This is a genomic window from Nostoc sp. PCC 9305, assembly GCF_963920915.1.
Taxonomy (GTDB): domain Bacteria; phylum Cyanobacteriota; class Cyanobacteriia; order Cyanobacteriales; family Nostocaceae; genus Nostoc.
The window spans coordinates 1-23,103 of the sequence record NZ_CAWUDN010000121.1; the positions used below are offsets into that span (position 1 = coordinate 1).

The window sequence follows — 23,103 nt, forward strand, 5'->3', positions numbered from 1 at the left end:
AGCACTTCCTTCGAGTATTGATGCAACAAGGTAGAGTGCAATTAGATGCAGACTTCAACGAACAGACATCAATTTTACTAAATCGCCTGCAAACTTTGGCCAAAGATATATTTGGACTACAAGGTGGCCCAGAGCAGAATTGTGGTTTTGAATTTATCGCCACTGAGGAGCAAATTAATAATATTGATAACCTGAATGATGAAGAAAAACATGAATTAAAAAAACGGCTTCAATGCCAAAGCTATTTAATTAGCAAAGGCAATTATTATGTAGATGGTATACTTTGTGAAAATGAGGAATTTGTATCTTATTTTCAGCAGCCAGATTTTACGCCGGAAGTTATAGATCCTTGTAAAGTTCAATTAAATGGAGCAACATATCTTGCTTATCTTGATGTTTGGGAACGACATATAACTCCGATTGAAGATCGTGACGATCGCAAAATTAATATTCGTGAAGTTGCTTTAGGGGGAGCAGATACAGCAATTCGCTCTAAGTTAGTTTGGCAAGTCAAGCTCAAACAATTAAAAGATAATCAAGATATTGAAACGGTTGCCAAACAAGTTAGTAAGGATCGTGATTATTTTCAGAGTGTGCTAGGTCAAGAATTATTGAAGCCTGGAAAAGGCGAAATTATTGCCAGAATTACAAAGCCTAGTTCTACAGGAATAAACGATCCATGTGTTATTCCGTTTAATTCCAAATTTCGTGGTGCTGAAAACCATCTTTATCGTGCGGAAATTTTTAGAGTTTCTACTGCTAAAAACACTAATCAACTATCATTTGTTTGGTCACGCGAAAATAGCTCAATTGTTTTTCCTATTGTGACATCTACTGAGAAAAATTCCTCAGTACTTGTATTCAAGCTAGAACATTTAGGAAAAGACAAAAATTCTAGTTTATCAGCAGGTGATTGGGTTGAAATCATCAATGATGATTATATACTTGGAGATAGCGATCGCCAATTACTAAAAGTTGAGCAAGTGGATCGCATTGAGAATCAAGTAATTCTCTCAGGAGATAGCAAGAGCAACACATTGCTTCCAGAAAAGCACCCTCTATTACGCCGTTGGGACTCTAAAGAAGTCGAAGTAAATTTATCTGAAGGGAGTAATAAATGGTTCCCCCTTGAAGATGGAATTGAGATTCAATTTCAAGCAGATACTCAGAATAACTTTTATCAAGTAGGTGATTATTGGTTAATTCCTGTCCGAACAGCTACTGGCAATGTAGAATGGCCCAAACAAAAAAACAAAGAAGGAAAATTAGAGCCTCAACCTCAACCACCGCATGGTATAGCGCATTATTATGCACCTCTAGCAGTATTTTTAGGTAATCCTAATAATGTAACAGTTTATGATTGCCGAAGAAAGATTGGTAGTCAAGAAAGCACTATATCACCTATAAGTAATAAAGATAATAATCCTATACTAGCGAATTCTCAGGAAAATCCTGCAACGCCTATTAATCAGAAAGAAACCACTACACAAGCAATAACAGAATTCAATCGCATAATCAATGCTAGTTGGCATCACGATCAAGTTTTAGAAGCTACTATTGCAGAAACACAAGAAAATTCTAACAATGTTACAGAGGATCAATTATTTAATTTAAAATCTCAGAATTTAAGAAATTTGTTTACTAAACTAGGTCTAGTAATTCAGTTTCAAAAACCAGTAAGAATTGATAGTTTACATAAAAGTAGTATATCTGTTTTAGCTCATACGGATAATGTATTGAAAGGTGAAGTGTTTTATATATTGCCAATGAAAGTTGAGCCAGTTCAAGTTACGAAAACTGAAATAAAATCTATCCGTTGGGCAATGGGCAATGATATATTAGATAGTAATATCAATCTAATTACAGAAGTTGAACCTTTGACAAGTGAAAATACTGCTTATACAGAAGCTGTTAGATTAATTACGCCTGATGATTGGTCGCAAAAAGCTGTCTTTCACCAAAGTAATATCTATCAGTTTACTGTCTCATTGCATGGCGACTGGATTATGAATGAGGAGCCATTATTTGATAGCGAAAAATTTAATTTACAAGGAGATTTAAATAAAGGGATGATTCCTGATGGATTACGTCAGCAATTTCAAGAAAAAGGAATTTCCCTTTCCCCAAATATTATTTTGTTTACGGAAAAAGAAAATTTAAAATGGCGGTTAGTCGATGGAGGTAAAATTTACATTCTTAAACTAGATAACAATAAATTAACAGTTAGCAAGATTCAGGCATTGGATGGTAACAATATTTGGCCTGGTGTTCCTGAGCGATTTAGTGGAAATGGCTCTGAAGGAGGTGACTGGGTAAGTATTATTCATATCAAAACTTGACTTGCAGAAATTGGCGCGAATGCAGGAATAAGACGGGATATTCAGAGAGTTCAGGGGATCATCTGATGCTATTCTAGGAAACGCTTAGAACAAACCCGACACATCAGGCAATACCTGTGCCAAAAAAAGAGTATAAAGGGAGAGGGCTGATGTAGTAGAGTTATTGTCTTCCACAACGACAAGTCAAAAGCTACAATTCGCCCATGTTCGACATCCTATCACTTTTACAATGCTTGCTACCGCAAATAAATGCTACGACCATGCGGCAATTGAATCAGATAGACATAATGGAGGCGAACTGAATTATTACACACAAGAATTTTTAATTAAGCCGTTCAAAAAAGGTGATTCTAAATCGGCAATTGCATTCGTAGAATACCTGCTTACTCAATATCCTAAAAGCCGCATTAGTCTGATTTGGGATGGAGCTAGTTATCACCGTTCAGTTGAATTTCAAGATTATTTAAAATCTGTAAATCAGGGGCTAAACGAGAACGAATGGAAAGTTACTTGTATTCGCTTTGCTCCTAATGACCCGACACAAAACCCAGTAGAAGATATTTGGTTGTCTGCTAAAAAGTTTGTTAGAGAATTTTATCATCTATGTAAATCTTTTACTATTGTCAAGCGTTTATTTGAACTCGCTGTTCACCATGAAATATTTAATTTCCCAAAAATATTTATGTATAATTGATTTTCACAAATGATTTAGGATTGCTATATAATAAGCTGCAAGCGATCGCATTCGATATTCTAACCACAAAATCAGCAGCACCAATGTCACCAACATCAAAGATAAAGCTGCTGCGGAATTACGATTAAAACTAGCTTTATATTGCAAAAAAATTGCCCGTGTAAAAGCATCAAATCGCATGAGCGATGGTGTACCAAAGTCGCGCAAAGCATACGGCGATTAGGGTAGAAAATAACGTCACCGTTGCCGCCATCGCTGCACTGTTGAAATAAATACTGATATTACGGGGACGAGAAATCAATTTCCATAACTCTTCTCCGCCAATACCTGCGGTGTGAATTATTAAGTATAGCAATGGCAGAGCGATCGCAACTGCCACTACTGTTGCTGCTAATGTGAGAAATAATGGAGGGCGAACCGCTTTCAACTGCTACAAAACTCCTGCCTGCTGTAGTAAATTCAAAGTTCCTGGCAAATCATCTAAAGTTTACAGATAGGAATATTCTTGTATGGAAATTAGTGAAAATATTTTTAGACAAAATTACCTGGCCTTTGGTGGCTAGCGCCATAGGATGCCGGTATTCTTTTTGAAGAGATAGGATCTATGTACAAAAGTAGAATTTTAGGAGTAAACCTCTGTCTTTACAAGCTATTACCGTTCCCACAGCAACTTCTCAACCCCCAACAGGCTTAATTGTCACTTTGCATGGTTGGGGTGCTAATGCTGAAGATGTAGCATCCTTGTTACCATTGCTCAACTTACCCGATTACCAGTTTGTATTGCCAAATGCACCTTATCCTTATCCCTATTCCCCGATAGGGAGGGCATGGTATGACCTGCGGGTAGAAAATATGTATGAAGGGTTGGCAGAAAGTCGGCAACTGCTAACAGATTTCTTGGAATCTTTAGAAAGTACCACTGGCATACCTTTGTCACGTACCATTTTGAGTGGATTTTCTCAAGGTGGAGCCATGACTTTAGATGTCGGCTCAAAATTGCCCTTAGCAGGTTTAGTTGTGATGAGCGGGTATTTACATCCTGACGCGCTAACGGCAGCTAAAAGTGGGATTCCGCCGACTTTAATCACTCACGGTAGATATGATGAAGTTGTGCCCCTAAAAGCTGCTTTGAAGGCACGAGAAACTCTCAAGTCTCTAGAAGTGGAAGTAGAATACCACGAATTTGATATGGGGCATGAAATAGATCCAAAAACGTTAGAAGTGCTACGAAATTTCGTTGTAAATACAATTGCTTAGTCAGGATTACGAATTTTTTATAAATTCTGGTACAAATTCTGACAATTTTCACGAACTTAATGACTTCTAATGAGTAATATATATTGGGTGGCTGCGTTCAGCGCAACTTAACCCATGCTGAAGGCGAGTGCTGCATAAGGGAGGGGCAAGTATTATGACAACTCTAAGCATTTCCCAAAAAGAAATTGCTGCCATGAGTGCAGTAGAAGTAGAAGAACTAGCTACACGTCTGGAACTGGATAATTATAGTAATGCTTTTGAGGGTTTAAATGATTGGCATCTATTGCGAGCGATCGCATTTCAGCGTCCAGAGTTAGTTGAACCCTATATCTACCTCTTAGACTTGGAACCCTATGATGAAGCTTAGTTGAGAGTTAGGAGTTAGGAGTTAAGAATTAGGATTTATGGCGTTGCTGAATCAAGGGATGATTCCTGTAGGGTGGGCGTCTCGCCCGCTCCGAAATACAAGGGACGGGCAAGATGCCCATCCCACAAAACTAGCAAAATCATCCCGCAAATATGCAACGCCGGATTTATAACTATTTAGTACTAATTTTTAAACGACTCACTCCTAACTTTTTACCATGACTAATCCAAAATTGAACAGGGTTCTCATTAGTGTAGGTGGCGGTATCGCCGCCTACAAAATCTGTGAACTGGTTTCGACGCTGTTTAAAACTGGGGTAGAGGTTCGAGTTATTCTCACCCGTTCGGCGCAAAAATTTATCACGCCTCTGACTTTATCAACTCTATCTCGTCATCCCGCCTACACAGATGATGATTTTTGGCAACCAACTCACTCTCGTCCGTTGCATATTGAGTTGGGTGAATGGGCAGATATTATGGTAATTGCCCCTTTGACAGCTAATACATTAGCAAAGTTAGCCTACGGGATGGCGGATAATTTACTCACAAATACCGTGCTGGCTTCTACTTGTCCCGTGCTGTTAGCACCCGCAATGAATACTGATATGTGGGAACAACAAGCGGTGCAACGGAATTGGCAACAGTTATTGACAGATAGCCGATATCATGGGATGAACACAGCATCGGGGTTATTAGCGTGCGATCGCATCGGTGCTGGTAGATTAGCAGAACCTCCAGAAATATTCGCTCACATCCAATCGTTATTACACACTCAAGGCAAACGAGATTTAGTCGGTAAACGAGTGCTAATTAGCGCTGGGGGAACGCGAGAGTTTCTTGACCCAGTGAGGTTTATTGGTAATCCTTCCACAGGTAAAATGGGATTAGCTTTAGCGCAAGCCGCATTTCACCGAGGCGCAAATGTCACTCTGGTACATGGCCCAGCTAATTGGGATGTACCATTGGGAATACAAGCAATTCCCGTTGTTAGTGCCGAGCAAATGCAGCACGTCATGATGGAATGTTTACCCAACGCTGATGTAATTGTGATGTCAGCAGCCGTGGCAGATGTGAAGCCGAAAGATTATAGTACAGAGAAATTGCCCAAGCGATCGCTCCCCCAAGCTTTACCTTTGGAACCAGTACCGGATATAGTTGCCCAGTTAGCACAACACAAACAGCCGCATCAAATATTAATTGGTTTTGCTGCACAAACTGGTGATATTGTCAAACCTGCATTAGAGAAATTACAGAATAAAAAACTCGATGTCATTGCTGCCAATCCCATCGATCAGCCGGATAGTGGTTTTGGTAGCGATAATAATCAAGCGATATTTTTGGATATACAAGGAAATCAGGTAGAAATCGCACCTTGTTCTAAATTAGAAATGGCACATCAATTATTTGATTTTGTCACCAACGAATTTTAGATTTTAAATTTTGCCAATAAAATTAGAGACGTTGCATTGCAACGTCTCTACATCTGTTGGAATAGCTTTTAGCCTCATCCTACAAAACCAGCAAAATCATTCTGCTTTCTCTACAACGCCGGAAAATGAAACAGTCCGATTTTTGACGAGAGAGAGTTAGCTTTAAGCTTCTGAAGACTCTTTTATGTACTCACTGTATTTCTGGTCAGAGAGTAAGGCATTAAGCGCAGAGGAATCGCTAAACTTGATTTTTACCAACCAACCTTCGCCATAGGGGTCTTCATTGACTAGTTCGGAGTCATCAGAAACTGCTTGGTTGACCTCTACAATCTCTCCTTTTAGGGGAGTATAAAACTCTGCTACTGCTTTAACCGATTCGATAGTACCTAATTCATCTCCCTGGTCGAAAACGTCGCCAACTTTTGGTAATTCTGCGAATACAACCTCACCAAGCTGCCTCTGTGCAAAATCAGTAACGCCCAGTGTAGCAATATTGCCATCAACTCGAACCCATTCGTGTTCTCTGGTATATTTCAGGTTGCTAGGAATGCTTGCCAACGCTAGTTGGAGAATGCCAGTTAGCCAAGACTGATTGCTTTGTGGCTGATTAGTCTGCACAGGTAGGGCCTGAGCGATCGCTTCACTCGCAGCTGGCCAGAATAGGTTGGTAACAAACAAAGTTGTAGTCAGTACCAGAGCGATCGCAGAACGGATCGCGTACTGAAAGATTGTTTTGATGAAATTCATAAACAGATTTTTCCCGATCATCTGAAATAAAAGTATTATTAAATACTGATATTAGGATGTCAATATATTTCCGCAGTCCGAAACAGATGAAACAACTAGCAACCGAATCATCATCCACCTGGCGTTTCATCCCAATGCTTCAGACATCAGGGGCAGTGCAAATGGCGATCGATGCTTGGTTATTCAACCAATGTGAAAACGGGCAGCACCCGCCCACCCTACGTTTTTATACCTGGTATCCACACGCGCTTTCCTTGGGACATCTGCAAAAACAATGGCCTACCCAGTGGCATAATCTGACTTACCAGGGAAAGGCGCTCGATCTAGTTCGTCGGCCAACGGGAGGTAGAGCTGTTCTCCACCAAGGAGACTTAAGCTACGCCCTGATTACCTCAGCTAGTACTGGAAAAAGTTGGGGTACTTATGAAAAAATTTGTAACTTTTTAATCCAAGGCTGGCAAACCTTGGGTATTGAGTTAAATTATGGTTCTGCTGGACGAGGTTACATTCACAATCCCAGTTGTTTCAACACAGCAACAGCAGCCGATTTAGTTACTACCGATGGAAGTAAATTCATTGGTAGTGCCCAACGTAAGGGAAGAAATACCATTCTTCAACACGGCTCGATGATTTTGTCTACAGACAAAGGTTTATTTCAGGAAATCTTTGAACAACCAGCACCGTGGAATATCTCACTTTGTAACACACACCAAGAGGATAGCTGGATTGCAAAGATTGTGGATACATTGACAGAGACGGCAAAACAGTACTTTGACATAGAACTAGTTACCCAACCATTCACCGATCTCGAATGGCAAGATATCCTCAAATTGCGATCGCTTTATGAAGTGCGTTAGCGTAGCTCATCGTAGGTATCGTCTATTCCAAAATTTGAGTTTATGTAATAAATACGTAGAAAACTAAAGTTTGTTGTAAGTAAAATCGCTGTATCGAGGAGACTAATTTGAGTCATTATACCTTTGAGAGCGATCGCAGATGAGGACATTGAATCAGAGCAAGATTAAATATCCTACCAGTGTAGAAAGAGGCTACTAATAAATTTAAAACTTGAAGCAGGTATTATTTACAATCAAACCCGCAGAAAGATCGCTGTTAGAATGCATCCCGACGCATTGGCATTGTAAGGAGACGCATTAACAATGCCAATGCATTATCACCAATTGGAAAAAAGAATGCGACAAAGAGACCATTTGTAGAGACGCGATTCATCGCGTCTGACATAGAGATATCAAGCAGCAATTGGGAAAGGAAACTACTACCTTGAATTGGGTATAACCCGTATGGTCTATAGCTTTAAGTCGCTTTTATAAATTTTACAATATAAGTAAGACATAAAAATAACGCTTCAATTACATGAAAATCCTCTCATCAGAACTAGTCCATTTGGGATTTGGCAAATATGTGCGTTCTGACCAAGTGACAGCAGTTATACCAATAGAAGAGGAGCGAGGCCCAGGGCGACGAACCTTTGTTCACGTTCAAGGGCAAAACGATCCAATTATCGCCTCTCGTGCTGAAGATACCATTGTGCGTGATTTAGTACAAGAACCACGCGAAGTTACTCAAGCCCGTCAGCAACAGGAAATTCTTCAAGATTTATTGGTTAATTTAGCTAATGTTAATTCAACTGTGCGCCGAATTAACCGTGATGAAGGCAGTTTGGATCTTGATTTGTTAGAGCGACGAATTAAGCAAGTCCTGGAAAATTAATTGCAGAAGTCAGCAAACTAAATAACGGAGAAAGATATTGCTGAATACAATTACAGACCAAGTTTCAGTATCAGATACACAAACAAGATCGCCAAGGTTGTGGATACCTGAACGGGTACTGTTTACACCTGCTGCCCTAGATGAAGATTGGGGGCAGCAGATTCTTGCACGTGTGCAGTCACTCAACTTACCAATAGAAAAACTATCACAGAACCGCCTGAAGGGACTGCGCGGTGAATCTGAGCGCGATACTTACAACATCGCCAAGCGTACCTTAGCGGTGGTTACTGCACCACCCAGTTCTTTTAAACTGAGTCCTATTCCACCTTCTGCGGATTGGCAGTTTCACATTGCTGAAGGTTGTCCGGCTCACTGTCAATACTGCTACCTAGCTGGTAGCTTGTCAGGGCCACCTGTCATCCGCGTTTTTGCCAACTTACCGCAGATATTAGAGAATTCAGCTAACTACGAACAACAGGGGAAAACCACAAGTTTTGAAGTTAGCTGTTACACAGATCCATTGGGTATTGAGCATTTAACTGGAAGTCTTGCTGAATGTATCCGTTACTTTGGCACTCGTACCAATGCACATCTACGTTGGGTATCGAAGTTTGATGCTGTGGATGGATTACTCGATTTACCACACAATGGGAATACTCGCTGTCGGATGAGCGTTAATGCCGCACCGATTTCTGGTAAGTTTGAAGGTGGCACGGCATCCGTAGCATCTAGACTGAATGCATTACGACGGTTGGCGCTACCACAAGAGCGCGGCGGTGGCGGTTATCCAGTAGGCTTGGTTATCGCGCCAATTATGCCGATAGACGATTGGCAAATGCACTATAGTCGTTTGTTTGAGCAGATAAACGAGGCACTGGATTTTGGCTGTAACCTTACTTTTGAGTTAATCTCGCATCGGTTCACACCTGGGTCAAAAGAAGTGTTACAAACTTGGTATCCGCAATCAAAATTAGAGATGGATGAGGCAAAACGCAGTGTCAAGCGTAATAAGTTTGGTGGGACGAAGTACGTTTACGAGAAGGACACAATGAAGGCGTTGCGTAGCTTTTTTGAGAGTGAGATTAGTAGGCGCTTTCCAAATGCTGAAATTCTTTATTGGACTTAGAAGACTACTTCGTTCACATAGAGTTTGAGCAAATTAATTATTGAGCTAGAGAGCGATTGATATAGATGCGATCGCTCTCTTTTCCGGTTGCTCAGGTGCATTAGACTAAAGCCGTAACACATCCTACTTACAGCAAGTTGCGAATAAACCCACCAGAAGAAGAGCTATCTAATAGGCTCAAAAAACTCTCTCCTACTTATTCCTCTGTGTCGCGCCAGTCGCTACAACGGGGGGAACCCCCGCAACGCGCTGGCTTCTCTGTGTCTCTGTGGTTCGTTTATTTGGATAAAGTCGAGCTAAGAGAACGAACCGCAATCGCGCAGCGTCTCGTTAGAGAAGGACGCAAAGAGCGCAAAGAAAGAAGAAAAGAAGAGAAATTGAAATTTCGATAGGTTTGTAGTAAGCACTAAAGTGCTTAAAAATCTAGGACTAAAGTCCTGACTACGAACTTTTTTACCTCTCGCGTGGGTTTAGCTACGCCCACGCAAAGCGGGATAATTTGGGCAGACGACAGGCGGCGTTATACATTAATAAGTGTATCTGCAATACCGGACTTGTTCTGGCTTAGTCTCAATAGCAAAGGTTTGGAGATGTTTACTTTATCAGAAACTTCTATCCTGGCGGCAATCCTACTGGTAGCTTTAGGCATTTTGGGCTGGGGCTTTTATCGCGCCAGACCTTTTGGTAAACTGGGAATCTTAGCCTGGTTACAGTCGGTGGTGTTGATGACTCCCTGGCTCCTGTTTTTTGGATTGTTTGCCGCCGGGATTTACATCAATATAGCGGGTATATTGTTCTTAGTGGTGACATCCGCTGGATTGTACGTTTATTTGGGCAGACAGTTACGCGCAGCTGGACAAGATGCGATCCTCAAGCAACGCGCAACCGAAAGACTTGCCGCAGCTTCCTCACTTGCAGCAAATTCCCCACAACTAGCAGTCACAGAACTGAAAGCGGAGATCCCGCCAATACCGGAAGATGACTTGAATGCAATTAAAGGCATTTTTGGTATCGATACATTTTTTGCCACAGAAACGATCGCTTACCAAGATGGAGCCATTTTTAAAGGCAATTTGCGGGGAGAACCAGAAGAGACTCACAACCGTCTAACTACAAGTTTACAGCAACGCCTTGGCGATCGCTATCGTCTGTTTTTAGTGGAAAATACAGACGGTAGACCCGTGATGATTGTCCTACCGAGCCGTAACGATCCCAAGCCGATGTTGCGATCGCAAAAAGCTTTTGCAGGTATTCTGTTAATAGCGACCATTGCCACAAGTTTAGAAGCTGCGGGATTACTGCTGAATTTTGATTTTTTTGGCAATCCAGGGCGGTTTCAAGAAGCTTTGCCCATAGGCGCTGGAATATTTTCGATTTTAGTAGCTCACGAAATTGGTCATTGGTTACTTGCCCAGCGTCACCAAATTCGCCTGAGCTGGCCCTTTTTTCTACCCGCAGTGCAAATTGGCTCCTTTGGTGCAATTACCCGCTTTGAGTCTCTGTTGCCCAACCGCAAGGTATTATTTGATATTGCCTTGGCAGGGCCAGCCGCAGGTGGTATTGTCTCTTTGTTAATGCTGGTGACGGGCTTGCTGCTTTCTGTCCCAGGTAGTTTATTTCAATTGCCAAATCAGTTTTTCCAAGGGTCGATTTTGGTGGGAAGTTTGGCGCGAGTTGTCCTTGGTTCGGCGTTGCAGTCACCCTTGGTAAGCGTTCATCCCCTAGTCGTTATTGGTTGGTTGGGGTTAGTAATTACCGCGTTGAACTTAATGCCCGCAGGACAACTAGATGGCGGGCGGATTGTGCAGGCGATTTATGGACGCAAAACCGCAGGACGAGCAACGATCGCAACTTTAATTTTACTGGCGCTAGTGTCTCTCGGTAATATGATTGCCATGTACTGGGCGATCGTGATTTTCTTTTTGCAACGGGATCAAGAACGCCCCAGTTTGAATGAAGTCACTGAACCTGATGATGCTAGAGCCGCTTTGGGGCTTTTAGCTCTATTCTTGATGATTACCACGCTTTTACCCCTAACTCCCGGCTTGGCTGGGCGTTTAGGAATAGGATAGAGAGTTCTGAGTGAGGAGTTAGGAGTTAGGAGTTTGAAGAACTCTGCCTATCTCCCTACTCCCCACATTTCTACGGTTTCCAACCTGCTAGCAGATTCGGGTAAGCCGTTGGTGTGGGAAAAATTTTCTGGAAGGCAGTTTGACGCTCTAGGGGCTTTTCTTTGCTCATGTTCCAGAGGGTTTCATAAAAAAAGAAAGAGACTCCGGCAAAATTGCGATCGCGTACTTTTTGCACTTGTGTCTGAATCTGTTGCATCGGTATAGATCGGTTTTTTAACCCAGCCAAAATGCCCACACTCACTGGAATATGGCTCTTTGCCGCTTTCACTTCTGGATACTCTAATTCGCTAACAAAGATATTCAAATCATCTCGATATATCTGCAAAACTAAGTCTTCAACGATTCCTAGCCGTTCCCACTTCTGCCAGTCTGCTAAAAAGAAGTCATAAGAAAAACGTTGAGGATTAGGAGCAACGGAAACCAGACAATTTTTTTTAGTAGCTTTAATGGCTGTAAATACCCGTTTCATAAACTCGGTGATTTTGTTAGCTCTCCAGCGTACCCATTCTGGGTCTTTAAAGTTTTTGGAGGGAGCTTTTCCCTGATGTTCTTTTTTGTAAAGTGCTACTGTATAAGCATCGTATCCTAATTCTGATGGTAAGCCAAAATGATCGTCAAGTTGAATACCATCAATATTGTAATTTCTAACAATTTCAACGATTAAATCTTGAATAAATTGTTGTACTTCTGGGCGAAAGGGATTTAGCCAAACGCGATTATCTGTCCCATCTTTGACAATCCGAGTTCCATCGCTGCGATTTGTGAGCCATTGGGGACGATTTTTAGCTAATAGAGAATCTGCTGGTGCCATAAAGCCAAATTCAAACCAGGGAATTACTGTTAACCCTTTTTGATGTCCTACATCGACAATTTCTTTGAGGATATCTCGCCCTTGCAATCCGGGTGTGGGATCGAGCGATCGCCCGATAACTTTTTGGGCAACTTTGCTAGGATACAATGTATATCCCCAATTCCAAACCGCCGGATATATGGTGTTAAAATTGAGTTCATCAAGGCGTTGCAAAGATCCCTTAAGGCGATCGCGCTCAAATAACACATCACTATCAATATTTGTTAACCACACTCCCCTTAACTCAGATTTTGGCGTTGACGGCAGATTTATTTGAGCGTTCAAGGGGAACGATAATATCAGCGTCGCGATCGCACTCAAGGTAAGCATAACGATAAACAAAAGATACTTTCTACTTTGGCGAATATTCCACCAACAAGAAAACTCAACACACCACTCTACAAACCTTTTCATCATTATTTAAAATGTCTGTGTCAGTGAAGGAAACATTGGTACGATCACTAATATTAATGCTTACAGCAGTTTTCTTTTGCATGAGGTACAAAGTCACTGGTTTTGAGGCAGGAGGCAGGAGGCAGAAGGCAGGAGGCAGGAGGCAGGAAGCAGAAGAATAATTTGGTTTGTGAATTCTTGGTTCTGTACCTCATTTAGTTGCAAACTGCTGTAACCTTTGTTTCCTGCTCTAAAAACAGATTGCCAATATCAAATAAAAGCTGCATAGTGCCTCGGTAGCCAACCTTGGTAAACTGACCATAATCTAAGCGGTCAAAAATGGGAATCCCTTGACGGTAGAGAGGAATTTTTAAGCGTTGAGCGATCGCCACTCCATGAGAATTGGTAATTAGCAAATCAGATCCAACCGCCAATTGCTCAAAGTCTTCCAAATCGCCGATAGTGACGCTCTTGATCGGCAGTTTTTCTAGCAAAGGAAAGCGTGTTGTTGTCACCGCTGCGTGAATCTCAACTCCTAGCGATCGCAAAAAAGCAACTGTTGACCAAAGTAAATCTGGTTCCAGCGCCAAAGAAACTCGCTTGCACCCAAAGTAAAAGTGATTCTCCAACATCACATGTTGTAACTGGCGGCGTTGACGACGGTATTTCTCCGGTACGCTAACACCACTAATATCCGCCAAAGCTTGCAGGAATTTATCTACTGCTGCTAGCCCCGTCAGTTCACCAAATATCTCATAAGGTATATTGAATCTCTGCTCCAAAATTTGTGCCCCAGCCCGCATACTATCACCTAGCGCCAAAGTGAATACAGAACTACCAATTGAGCGCAACTGTGCTGCATTTGTGCCATTAGCTGTTATGGCACTAGAAGAATCTTCTATAGAACCATCTAGTACGCCAGAAAGGTCTGGTACGGCAATAGGTACAAGTCCAAAAGAGGTGACAATCTCTTTGATTTCCTGTACATCCCCTGGTGTGAAGGCAGAACTCGCCAAAATAGTGATTTGTGTGGGGCAAGCATCTTGTTTAGAACCTTTTTGAGGAATTTCCCTGACTATACTCTCAACTGCGCCAGCAAAGCCATCCTGTAATGTACCTTTGAAATCCGGTGTAGAGACAAGCACAATTGGTAAATAATCCAGTTCTGGGTGACGGTGGCGAATCTCCTTAACAAAGCGCCCCATGTCATCACCTCTGGTTTCCACCAGTCCAGTGCTACAAAGACCGATAATTTCTGGTTTGGATCTTTGCACCAAAGTCAAGATTGCTTCTTCAACTCTTTCCTCGCCACCCAAAATGGTTGCAACTTCGGTCATCGCCGTACTGGAAAGGGGAATCGCCTGACGGAAATGTTGTACTAATACCGCCTTAGTCAAAGCAGTACAACCTTGAGAACCGTGTAATAAAGGCATGATTCCCTTCAACCCCAAAAAGGCTAAAACTGCACCCACAGTTTGGCTTTGTTTCAGGGGATTAACTGCAACTGATGTACTTGTAACGCTAATAATCGCCATCAAATATCCTCCTCAGAAGAATTTACTGCTGACCACGGGGCTGGCTGGTATACTTGCTCCCACACAGGATTGTAAAAAGCGGCATACAGTTCTCGTGCTACTTCTAAAATTCCTATATAGCCTGCATAGGCATGATTGCGTTCTTGATTAATATCTAGAAATGGAATCCTAGCAGTGAGAGAGGTATCTTGATGGCGTTTATCAGCAATTAACATATCAGCAAGATTTTCATTAATTATCTGTAGGATTTCTTGAGGAGTATTTTGTTCTAAAATTATGCCATCTTGACCCAGCAAACTTTTGACTCTAATTTGATCGTCATCAGTATTATTCTTAGTCAGAATAGCAATAACTTCCATCCCCAATTTCTTAGCAGCAAAGATAATCAACCAACTCTTGAAACTTCCAATAGAAAGGATAATGCGCTTACCTTGCAATTGGGTAATATACAGACTGAGTTTTTCATCTATTGCAGCAGTTTCTTCTACAATTAGCTTTTCTGTACGTTCTTGCAAATCAGAATTACCTAACTTTGCCGCAATATTCCTTAAACATTGATTGATTGACTCTACACCATAAATAGACTCTTCAATATAGGGAATGCCATATTTTTTTTCCATCCCTTTTGCCACGTTGATTAGTGCTTTAGAGGAGAGGATCGCATTAAGTTTGGCGCGATGGGCATAGCAAACTTCTTTGTAGATAGCATCGCCTGTAATTTTTGCCAAAACTCTGATACCTAATTTCTCCAATAACGGTAGAACATTCCATATTGCACCTGCGATGTTATGTTCGCCAATTAGGTTGATGTCATAGGGTGTACTAGTCTCTGGTTCAGCTGTTCCGATAACGTGTTCTAGCAACGCTTCACCAGCAACACGGTTGCCCAAATTTTGGTTCCCAATAAAGCCAGGGCAATGTACTGGGATAGTGGGTATTCCTGTTTTCTCTGTGGCATCTTTGCAAACTCCCTCAATATCATCTCCAATCAGGGCGGTGATGCAAGTGGAGTAAACAAATACCGCCGCCGGTTTGTAGCGTCTTGCTAATTCTAAAATGCCTTTGTACAGCTTTTTGGCTCCACCGAAGATGATATCGTTCTCATCGATGTCGCTGGTAAAGCGTATTTTGTACAGCATCGAACCAGAAGAGAGACTGCTGTAACTTCCCCAAATACTGGCAGCACAGCCACTCGGGCCGTGAACTACATGAGCAGCATCGGTAATTGGTACTAGGGTAATCATTGCACTATCAAAAGCGCAACTCCCTTGAGTAGTTCCAGGTTGAGGTAATTGTGTGGAGGACTTTTTTTTCTTTTGTTTCTGTTGCTGACGAGCATCTTCGGAATTGAAGTCACTGAGTGAATCGTTGATTTTTCCTGAAGTGGGATTCATTTGTTTGGTGACAATAGGTAGAATTTGCTAGATGTTAACTGAATTCCCAAAGGCTTTTATAGGACTTTCATTTATTAATGTATCTAAAATTTGGAATAAAAGGGAATGAGAAAGATAATTTATCATTCCCTAAAATATAAACATCAACTAGGTTAGATAAGGAGAAAACAAAAACATGAACTAAACTCTTAAAGTATTAATTTTGCTGTGTATACTTTAGGAGATTAGTGTTAACACGGTGATAAGAAAACACTCAGAAGTTAAGATTAGCTATTCGAGTACCTCCATTTTAAAAGATTGTTGAGAAAGTGGGCGATAATAGCCCACCTAATATTTACTTTGTACTTAGCACTTGAGTTTTAGCTACCAGAAACTATTTCTACATTTCCTTTTTTAACTGCTTCTAGCGCTTCGCCTTGAACGTCTTCTAGCTTTTTAGCAGCATCTGCTTGGCTAATCATTTTTGCAGCATTTTCTTCACTTTCAAGAATGCCAAATTCAATCAACAAATCTTCTAGCTCATCCATCTCAATGGGTGTGGGAACTGTAAGATTTGTATTGTTGATAATCTTGTCCGCCAATGTGCGGTATTCATTAGCTTGTTTGCTGTCAGGCGCATACTCGTTCACTGTCATCCGGCGCAATTCGGCGTGTTGCACGATATTGTCACGCGGGACGAAGTGAATCATGTGGGTATTCAATCTGGCTGCCAGAGTGCTAATTAGTTCATCTTCCCGGTCAGTTTGACGGCTGTTACAAATCAGCCCACCCAAACGTACACCACCAGTGTGAGCATATTTGAGAACGCCACGAGCAATGTTGTTGGCAGCAAACATCGCCATCATTTCACCAGAGGTAACGATGTAGATTTCTTGGGCTTTACCTTCACGAATTGGCATGGCGAAACCACCACACACAACGTCGCCCAGTACGTCGTAGGATACGAAATCTACGTCTGAGTAAGCGCCGTTTTCTTCGAGGAAGTTGATGGCGGTGATGATACCCCGACCGGCGCAACCTACACCAGGTTCTGGCCCACCAGATTCTACGCATCTGATATCCCGGAAGCCAGTGATTACCACTTCTTCAAGTTCGATATCTTCCACAGCACCCCGTTCAGCAGCCAAGTGCAGCACGGTAGTTTGAGCTTTACAGTGCAGAATCAATCGGGTAGAGTCAGCTTTGGGGTCGCAACCTACAATCAAGATGCGTTGACCCTTTTCTGCCATAGAAGCGAGGGTATTTTGGGAGGTAGTAGATTTACCGATACCACCTTTACCGTAGAAAGCAATTTGTCTAATTTTGCCGTCGGACATGATGATTGATCCTGTAATTGTTTGTTTGCTCGGTCTGTCGGTTTATCAGGCATGGCATTGTTACTGTGTGCCTACTGGAAGCGAACTTACAGCAGTTGCCTTCTGTAGAACGTTGTTGGAGGTGCTCGTTCTACAGCAAAAAGAGTCTGTATCCAGAACATATTTAAGTTTTGGTCAGTTTTTATTGGTCATTAGTCATTGTTTTTTCTGACTAATGGCTATAGCGATAAGACATCACTCAAGGAATATTGCAAGTATTACCATCCGCTGACTCAAATGATTTCTCTAGCGTTAGTAATACCAATTGGAAACAAGAAAGCTACAGATTCCAAGCCGGAAACTCAAATTGAAATCCGAATTACGAATTCAGCATTACCAGTTGTTGTAATCCCCTGAAGGTTGCTCATACCTCAAGAGTCGTTGCAGTAGGAATTTAAATTTACGCCAAGTTTTTCCTAAATCACACAACCAACCATTGCAATCCACTCTAAACAGTCGCTACAATTTCTCCGATTTTGCTGATATCGTAACCGCCGAGAATTTCAAATTGGGAGTGAACCATCCGATGTCCCAAAGTACTGAGCAACTGCTGTACAGGTGCAACTTCGAGATATTCCTTAAGAATCACCAAATCATATCGTGACTGATGTAAAGGGATAAATCCCAGCCCAAAGGCAGTAGCTACAGATGCCGTACTCATACCAGCATCAGCAATTCCTCCTACTACAGCTTGGGCAACATCTTGGTGACTTTTGAGTATATTGTCAAAGCCCTGAACAGCATCGAACGGTATCTGCTCTTTTTGGAGTGTTTGTTCCAAAAGCATCCGACTACCAGAACCGATTTCGCGGTTGACAATAGTCGCTCCCCCAGCTACTAAGTCACTAACTGTTCTAATTCCCATCGGGTTGCCAGACTTAAACAAAAGTCCTTCTTCCCAGACACCAAGGGTAATCAGAACTGCTTCCCTTCCAGCCAAAACATCTCGAACAAAGGGAGTATTATACTCACCAGTCTCAGGATCGTATAGGTGCATCCCAGCGATGTGCGCCTCACCTCGGCATAGACTGTGCAATGCAGCCATGCTATTGGCGAAGTTATATTGGACTCGCAGTTGGGGATGCCAGCGTTCGGTGGCTCTTGCCCATAGTGAAATCACAGGGGCACAACCAGCAATCACAACGGTGTTGTGAAGTGTGTCGAGATTATCGTCTAAGAGACGGACTCGAACTTTATTTGTACCTGTAAGGCTAGTACTTTCACCATCAGCCGGAATCATATCTTGGCGAAAAGCATCCTTGCCAATCAAGGGATAAGCTATCCATTGTCCTCCTACACGAGCCATGCTAACTCGCAGTTGCTGACCATTAGGAACGGGTTTGGCAAGAACTGCTTCAATTTCAGGTAAATCCCGCTCTAACCAGAATAGATCCTCAACTTGACAGCCAAGCGCTTTGGCCAAGCGAAGTGTTATGGCTACTGAAGGAGCATATAGTCCCGACTCTACACCACTAATAGTCTGACGAGTTACATTAGCGATGTTAGCCAAATCTTGTTGGCTCATGCCTAAGCGAGTTCTAATGGACTTCAAGTTATTACGGAGGTCACTATCCTGCTTCATTGGCTTTGTCTCTTGGTTTCAAAAAGCCGTAGCGGATTTAAACATTGCATCTGCCAAGGCGAAAGTATAGTCTTTGAGTTTATATCATTTCTCTTTGAAGACTTTTTGTGCTTTCGCTGTCTTGATTCCCTATATAAAAAGACTATCACAGAAATAGCCAATTTGCTTGCGAAGCGCAAATTATTTTTGCGGGTGTTTGTTTTTTACTTGCTATCTTGGCTTAAAAGCCCCAAATTCCAAGAAACAGAGCATTTATTTAGCAGTGATTTTTTACCAACTAAATTGGTAAACAGTAGCATTTAATACAGTTTTAGAGATTAGTTTCAGCTTTGATGCTTGATAGACGAGTAATACAAACAGTAGAAAACATACCAACCAATTTCACTTTTTGGGGTAAATTTTGCCCTGACGAAAAACTACCTATTTGACTAAAGTGAATATGCACATAGCATCAGCAAATAATTGCTGTTTTAAGTTTTTGCACAATCAATTAGGTATTTACCAAAGTATGCAACAGATGGTAACAAAGCAACGGAGAGAGTAATGATTACAGAAGAAGACTTAGCCCAGCAATTTAACGTAATTATTGAACACACTCACCCACATGCATGGAAACTGTTAAGTCAATGTTATGTGAAGATAATCAATCCTCATCCTCATTTAACAAGAGTGAATATAAAAACATGCATCCGCCATGTAAAATACATTGGTATTTATTGCCCTGATAGACTAATTAGTAGTGTAGTAGAACAAAGAAACCTACTCAAAGAAGTAGCGGAATACTTGGGGCTAGTTGAAGTTGTTTGCTTTAATGCCAATAACTTGATGCGCGATCCACTCTCAAATCTCAAGCAAGCTTATCCCCAGTTGTGGTTAGACTTGTTGTGGATTGTCACTCAAGAACAATAACCTAGTAAACCTGATTTTTCTGCAATATTCAATCTGCAAAAAATCAAAAATACCAATCTTCACCGCAGCTTCGTTACTTTTGGAGCTTGCCCAAATCTTATGAATCAACCATGCCTACATCCAGATGATTTGCCTTCACCTCAAACAATCAAGCTGAGTGAAATACTATTTCGACAGCTTGAAGAAGCAACTAAAAAAAGCTTTTTCTTAGCCTGCGATCGCATGACACGGATTTTGTTATCGAGTTGTCATTGGTATTTCCAAATCAATAGTGGCGTTTTGACCTTGATCCTGATTTGTAATAACATGGAAAGTTATCGCAATATCATGAAAACTGTTCCCCAATTTGCCGATTGCTTAAAACAGTTTGCCAACAGAGCTAAAATTACTGTCAGTTCCCCAATTGATAAAGGTATACCGTGGGTACTCAGCATAGATAATGTCTTACCTGAAGGGGACTTGCCCACTACCTGATAGATAAACCAGAAAAATCGCGATCGCCCTTCCTCCTGAATATTGGCGATCGCGCCAAAATATTAAACCACGGCAAGGTATTTAAGTACTTTATATCTGCTTATTGACCTGATTATAGGGCAATACGGTTCAGTTAAGGCTCGGGCGTGTTTGTCAAAGTTATTTTTACGAACCGCAGAGGCGCAGAGAACACAGAGAGAGAAGAAAGAGAAGGAAAAAACTGCTTAACTGAACTGTATTGGATTATAGGGATGAAAATACTTTAGGAAAAACAACTTGAGCTAGAAAGAGCCATATTTATTGGTATCTAATCCTTGCAGTTCCGGTTGGGAGATGTTGGGGAAATATTTGGGGTAAAACTGGGGTAATGTAAAAAGGTCAAGATGTTTACAAAGCAGCCGTGTTAAACAAAAATTATGTCGTCCGATCGAAGTAGATTTTATCCCAAGACGACAATGGTCTTTTAAATAAGCATTAGCTTCTATAATTGCTATTTGACACACGGGTGTAGATCCGTTTAACGGATTTTGCGCTCTTTTATACCCTATATTGTCAAGTTAGGCACTTATATCTCGCATATAGATAACTTTTACCCTCACGACTGGAGAGCAAAATCTTGGGCATAGAATTACGCAGTTTCGTATTTCTCGACAACCTGCAACCTCAACATGCAGCATATATGGGAACAGTAGCCCAAGGCTTCTTACCATTACCAGGAGATACATCACTGTGGATTGAAATCTCTCCTGGTATCGAAATTAATAAGATTACGGATATAGCCCTAAAATCTGCCTCTGTCCGTCCGGGAGTACAGGTAGTTGAACGACTGTACGGACTATTGGAAGTTCATTCTAGCTCCCAAGGCGAAACCAGAGCTGCTGGTCAAGCAATTTTGGCGTTCCTGGGAGTCAAAAGAGAGGAATGTCTGAAACCGCGTGTTATTTCTAGCCAGATTATCCGCAACATCGATGCTTATCAAACACAACTGATTAATCGCACGCGTCGGGGACAGCTACTACTAGCAGGTCAAACGCTGTATGTATTAGAAGTGGAGCCTGCTGCTTACGCCGCACTGGCTGCCAATGAAGCGGAGAAAGCAGCGAGAATTAACATTCTTGAAGTTCAAGCTGTAGGTAGTTTTGGACGGCTGTACTTAGGTGGACAAGAACAGGATATTCTAGCAGGAGCAGCGGGAGCATTAACAGCTATTGAAAGTGTCGCTGGTCGGGTAAATTCTCTGGGTGGGCGTCAGGAGTAGAAAATGGCAAATCGAGAGCATCTAACTTTACTCAAAGCAGGTGCAGTTGAATGGATTGAGTGGAGAAAGAAAAATCCCCAGATTGAACCAGACCTAAGCGCCGCGAATTTGCATGGCGATAACCTCAGAGGCGCATACCTCCAAGGGGTAAACCTGAGAAAAGTCGATTTGGGTAATGCTTTACTCGTGCGAGCAAACCTCAGTAGTGCTGACCTCAGTAGTGCCAACCTCCATAAAGCCTTCCTGAATGAAGCTAACCTGAGTGCGGCTAACTTCAGTGTTGCTAACTTGAGTGGCGCTATACTTACGCAGGCAGATTTGAGTCATGCCAATTTGATTGGAGCTGACTTGAGTCAAGTGGATCTTAGAGGTGCTGCGATCGCATCTGCTAATCTAATTGGTACTGACTTAAAAGGCGCTAACTTGAGAGATGCCGATTTAGGTGCAGCAAAGTTGATGCGGGCTAACCTCTCTTTTGCCAACTTGATTGAAGCTAACTTGATTGCGGCTGACCTCAGTGAGGCGAGTTTATACGAAGCAGAAATTTTAGGGGCTTATCTTTACAAAGCTGACTTATACAAAGCTAATCTGACTAAGGCTCACCTCAGTGGTGCATACTTGTTGCGGGCTAACCTAAGTGAAGCTGATTTGACTCAAGCTGATTTGAGTTGGGCTAACCTTAGAGACGCGAATTTGGCAGGGGCAAATCTCAGAGGAAGTAACCTTAGAGGAGCCGATATTCGGGGAGCTAATTTCAGCGGCGTAAATCTTCAAGAAACAATTATGCCTAACACTTTAATAAAATATTAGTTTACAAGAACAAGGAATTGACGTTTAGATTCATTTTGTGGGGTATCTCTTCCCACAAAAACTATATAAAATTTATGTAAAGCTTAGTTTTTAGGCTTTAAATTTGATGTAAACAGAGTAATTTATCAGCCAATTATTCCTAATAATAGTTTATTTATATCACAATTCCCTGTTGGATTGCCATTTGGCAAACCAAAACCAGAGTTTGCTGTTCAAATTGATAGAGGTAGCCAAAAGTTAAAATTTGAATGGAAAAATGGTATTGGAATTATAGACTTTAATGTTTATCCTGATTTAACTTATCAAAAATTAGCACAAAATTTTAATTTACATTTAGGAACAACAGATACAAGTTTAAGAAGAGCCTTGAGAGACATGAATCAAACTGAATACGAAACAAATTTTTTTCTCCATTATGCTAAAACATTTAATATGGCTAATAAAAATATACCTATACTCATACCTCAAGCTTGGATACAGTGGCATTCACAATCAAAAAAATATTTAAATCCTACCTCATCTCTGAATATCAACGATATTTATACTGTTGAGTTGATTATCGAGGGAGAAAATGACTACATTATTACTATTAAAAGAAACCAGCCAAATCTACTGAAAGTAGCTACTGAGTTAGCTGAATCCTCAATCGCTATCGATACTAATTACCCAGGGTAAGCTCATCTAATTTGGTATAGGGTGAGCTTGACAAATTAAGTAAGAT

General features: G+C 41.5%; 22 protein-coding genes. 14 read left to right on the forward strand and 8 right to left on the reverse strand.

Going from position 1 to position 23,103, the window contains the following annotated elements; translation table 11 throughout:
- The coding region (locus tag ACM0OX_RS30395) for a DUF6519 domain-containing protein (protein WP_414518735.1) at nt 1-2,339 on the forward strand (2,339 nt) is incomplete at its 5' end.
- Between the two features lie 298 nt (nt 2,340-2,637).
- Nucleotides 2,638-3,033 carry a transposase gene (locus ACM0OX_RS30400; RefSeq protein ID WP_414518749.1) on the forward strand — a complete coding sequence of 132 codons (396 nt, stop codon included), beginning with the start codon at nt 2,638-2,640 and terminating at the stop codon, nt 3,031-3,033.
- Between the two features lie 3 nt (nt 3,034-3,036).
- Here ACM0OX_RS30400 and ACM0OX_RS30405 read toward each other — a convergent pair whose 3' ends face one another.
- The gene (locus tag ACM0OX_RS30405; protein WP_414518736.1) at nt 3,037-3,213 is read right to left on the reverse strand and encodes a hypothetical protein; all 177 of its coding nucleotides are present in this window, start codon (nt 3,211-3,213) and stop codon (nt 3,037-3,039) included.
- A complete protein-coding gene (locus ACM0OX_RS30410; protein ID WP_414518737.1) occupies nt 3,203-3,460 on the reverse strand; it encodes a hypothetical protein in 258 nt (85 codons plus the stop codon). The genes ACM0OX_RS30405 and ACM0OX_RS30410 overlap by 11 nt, the downstream gene beginning before the upstream one ends.
- Nucleotides 3,461-3,684: 224 nt before the next feature.
- Between ACM0OX_RS30410 and ACM0OX_RS30415 the strand changes: the two genes are divergently transcribed.
- The 3 genes from ACM0OX_RS30415 to coaBC all read left to right on the forward strand — a co-directional run bounded on the left by ACM0OX_RS30415 (nt 3,685) and on the right by coaBC (nt 6,086).
- Nucleotides 3,685-4,290, forward strand: a complete 606-nt coding sequence (locus ACM0OX_RS30415) for an alpha/beta hydrolase (RefSeq protein ID WP_414518750.1) — start codon at nt 3,685-3,687, stop codon at nt 4,288-4,290.
- 154 nt (nt 4,291-4,444) lie between these two features.
- Nucleotides 4,445-4,657 carry a DUF2555 domain-containing protein gene (locus tag ACM0OX_RS30420; RefSeq protein WP_094351471.1) on the forward strand — a complete coding sequence of 71 codons (213 nt, stop codon included), beginning with the start codon at nt 4,445-4,447 and terminating at the stop codon, nt 4,655-4,657.
- A gap of 217 nt (nt 4,658-4,874) precedes the next feature.
- Nucleotides 4,875-6,086 (forward strand): bifunctional phosphopantothenoylcysteine decarboxylase/phosphopantothenate--cysteine ligase CoaBC, encoded by a 1,212-nt coding sequence (gene coaBC, locus ACM0OX_RS30425; protein ID WP_414518738.1) that lies wholly within the window; start codon nt 4,875-4,877, stop codon nt 6,084-6,086.
- Between the two features lie 162 nt (nt 6,087-6,248).
- On the opposite strand, the gene gcvH is transcribed toward coaBC, so the two are convergent.
- Nucleotides 6,249-6,833, reverse strand: coding sequence for a glycine cleavage system protein GcvH (gcvH, locus tag ACM0OX_RS30430; RefSeq protein WP_414518739.1), 585 nt, complete (start codon nt 6,831-6,833; stop codon nt 6,249-6,251).
- 86 nt (nt 6,834-6,919) lie between these two features.
- Between gcvH and ACM0OX_RS30435 the strand changes: the two genes are divergently transcribed.
- The 4 genes from ACM0OX_RS30435 (at nt 6,920) to ACM0OX_RS30450 (ending at nt 11,762) form a co-directional block, all read left to right on the forward strand.
- A complete protein-coding gene (locus tag ACM0OX_RS30435) occupies nt 6,920-7,690 on the forward strand; it encodes a lipoate--protein ligase family protein (protein WP_414518740.1) in 771 nt (256 codons plus the stop codon).
- Nucleotides 7,691-8,207: 517 nt separating this feature from the next.
- Nucleotides 8,208-8,564 (forward strand): hypothetical protein, encoded by a 357-nt coding sequence (locus ACM0OX_RS30440; protein WP_104900334.1) that lies wholly within the window; start codon nt 8,208-8,210, stop codon nt 8,562-8,564.
- A 103-nt stretch (nt 8,565-8,667) separates the two neighbouring features.
- Complete coding sequence (locus ACM0OX_RS30445; RefSeq protein WP_414518751.1) at nt 8,668-9,690, forward strand: spore photoproduct lyase family protein; 1,023 nt, start codon at nt 8,668-8,670, stop codon at nt 9,688-9,690.
- A gap of 590 nt (nt 9,691-10,280) precedes the next feature.
- On the forward strand, nt 10,281-11,762 hold the full coding sequence (locus ACM0OX_RS30450; RefSeq protein WP_414518741.1) for a site-2 protease family protein: 1,482 nt from the start codon (nt 10,281-10,283) through the stop codon (nt 11,760-11,762).
- 70 nt (nt 11,763-11,832) lie between these two features.
- Here ACM0OX_RS30450 and ACM0OX_RS30455 read toward each other — a convergent pair whose 3' ends face one another.
- The 5 genes from ACM0OX_RS30455 to ACM0OX_RS30475 form a co-directional block, all read right to left on the reverse strand.
- The gene (locus ACM0OX_RS30455) at nt 11,833-13,086 is read right to left on the reverse strand and encodes a glycoside hydrolase family 10 protein (protein ID WP_414518752.1); all 1,254 of its coding nucleotides are present in this window, start codon (nt 13,084-13,086) and stop codon (nt 11,833-11,835) included.
- Between the two features lie 194 nt (nt 13,087-13,280).
- On the reverse strand, nt 13,281-14,600 hold the full coding sequence (gene nifN / locus ACM0OX_RS30460) for a nitrogenase iron-molybdenum cofactor biosynthesis protein NifN (RefSeq protein ID WP_414518742.1): 1,320 nt from the start codon (nt 14,598-14,600) through the stop codon (nt 13,281-13,283).
- Nucleotides 14,600-15,994, reverse strand: coding sequence for a nitrogenase iron-molybdenum cofactor biosynthesis protein NifE (nifE, locus tag ACM0OX_RS30465; protein ID WP_414518743.1), 1,395 nt, complete (start codon nt 15,992-15,994; stop codon nt 14,600-14,602). The genes nifN and nifE overlap by 1 nt, the downstream gene beginning before the upstream one ends.
- 359 nt (nt 15,995-16,353) lie before the next feature.
- Complete coding sequence (gene nifH, locus ACM0OX_RS30470; RefSeq protein ID WP_094331809.1) at nt 16,354-17,310, reverse strand: nitrogenase iron protein; 957 nt, start codon at nt 17,308-17,310, stop codon at nt 16,354-16,356.
- A 487-nt stretch (nt 17,311-17,797) separates the two neighbouring features.
- Entirely contained in the window at nt 17,798-18,931 is a 1,134-nt protein-coding gene (locus tag ACM0OX_RS30475; RefSeq protein WP_414518744.1) for a substrate-binding domain-containing protein, read from the reverse strand.
- Between the two features lie 543 nt (nt 18,932-19,474).
- On the opposite strand from ACM0OX_RS30475, the gene ACM0OX_RS30480 reads away from it, so the two are divergent.
- The 5 genes from ACM0OX_RS30480 to ACM0OX_RS30500 all read left to right on the forward strand — a co-directional run bounded on the left by ACM0OX_RS30480 (nt 19,475) and on the right by ACM0OX_RS30500 (nt 23,057).
- The gene (locus ACM0OX_RS30480; protein ID WP_414518745.1) at nt 19,475-19,840 is read left to right on the forward strand and encodes a hypothetical protein; all 366 of its coding nucleotides are present in this window, start codon (nt 19,475-19,477) and stop codon (nt 19,838-19,840) included.
- Between the two features lie 99 nt (nt 19,841-19,939).
- Nucleotides 19,940-20,314 carry a hypothetical protein gene (locus tag ACM0OX_RS30485; protein ID WP_414518746.1) on the forward strand — a complete coding sequence of 125 codons (375 nt, stop codon included), beginning with the start codon at nt 19,940-19,942 and terminating at the stop codon, nt 20,312-20,314.
- Between the two features lie 616 nt (nt 20,315-20,930).
- Nucleotides 20,931-21,572: a hypothetical protein gene (locus tag ACM0OX_RS30490; RefSeq protein ID WP_069068805.1), complete on the forward strand. Its 642-nt coding sequence runs from the start codon at nt 20,931-20,933 to the stop codon at nt 21,570-21,572.
- A 3-nt stretch (nt 21,573-21,575) separates the two neighbouring features.
- A complete protein-coding gene (locus ACM0OX_RS30495) occupies nt 21,576-22,382 on the forward strand; it encodes a pentapeptide repeat-containing protein (protein ID WP_414518747.1) in 807 nt (268 codons plus the stop codon).
- A 177-nt stretch (nt 22,383-22,559) separates the two neighbouring features.
- Entirely contained in the window at nt 22,560-23,057 is a 498-nt protein-coding gene (locus tag ACM0OX_RS30500) for a hypothetical protein (RefSeq protein ID WP_414518748.1), read from the forward strand.
- The last annotated feature ends 46 nt before the right edge of the window (nt 23,058-23,103 follow it).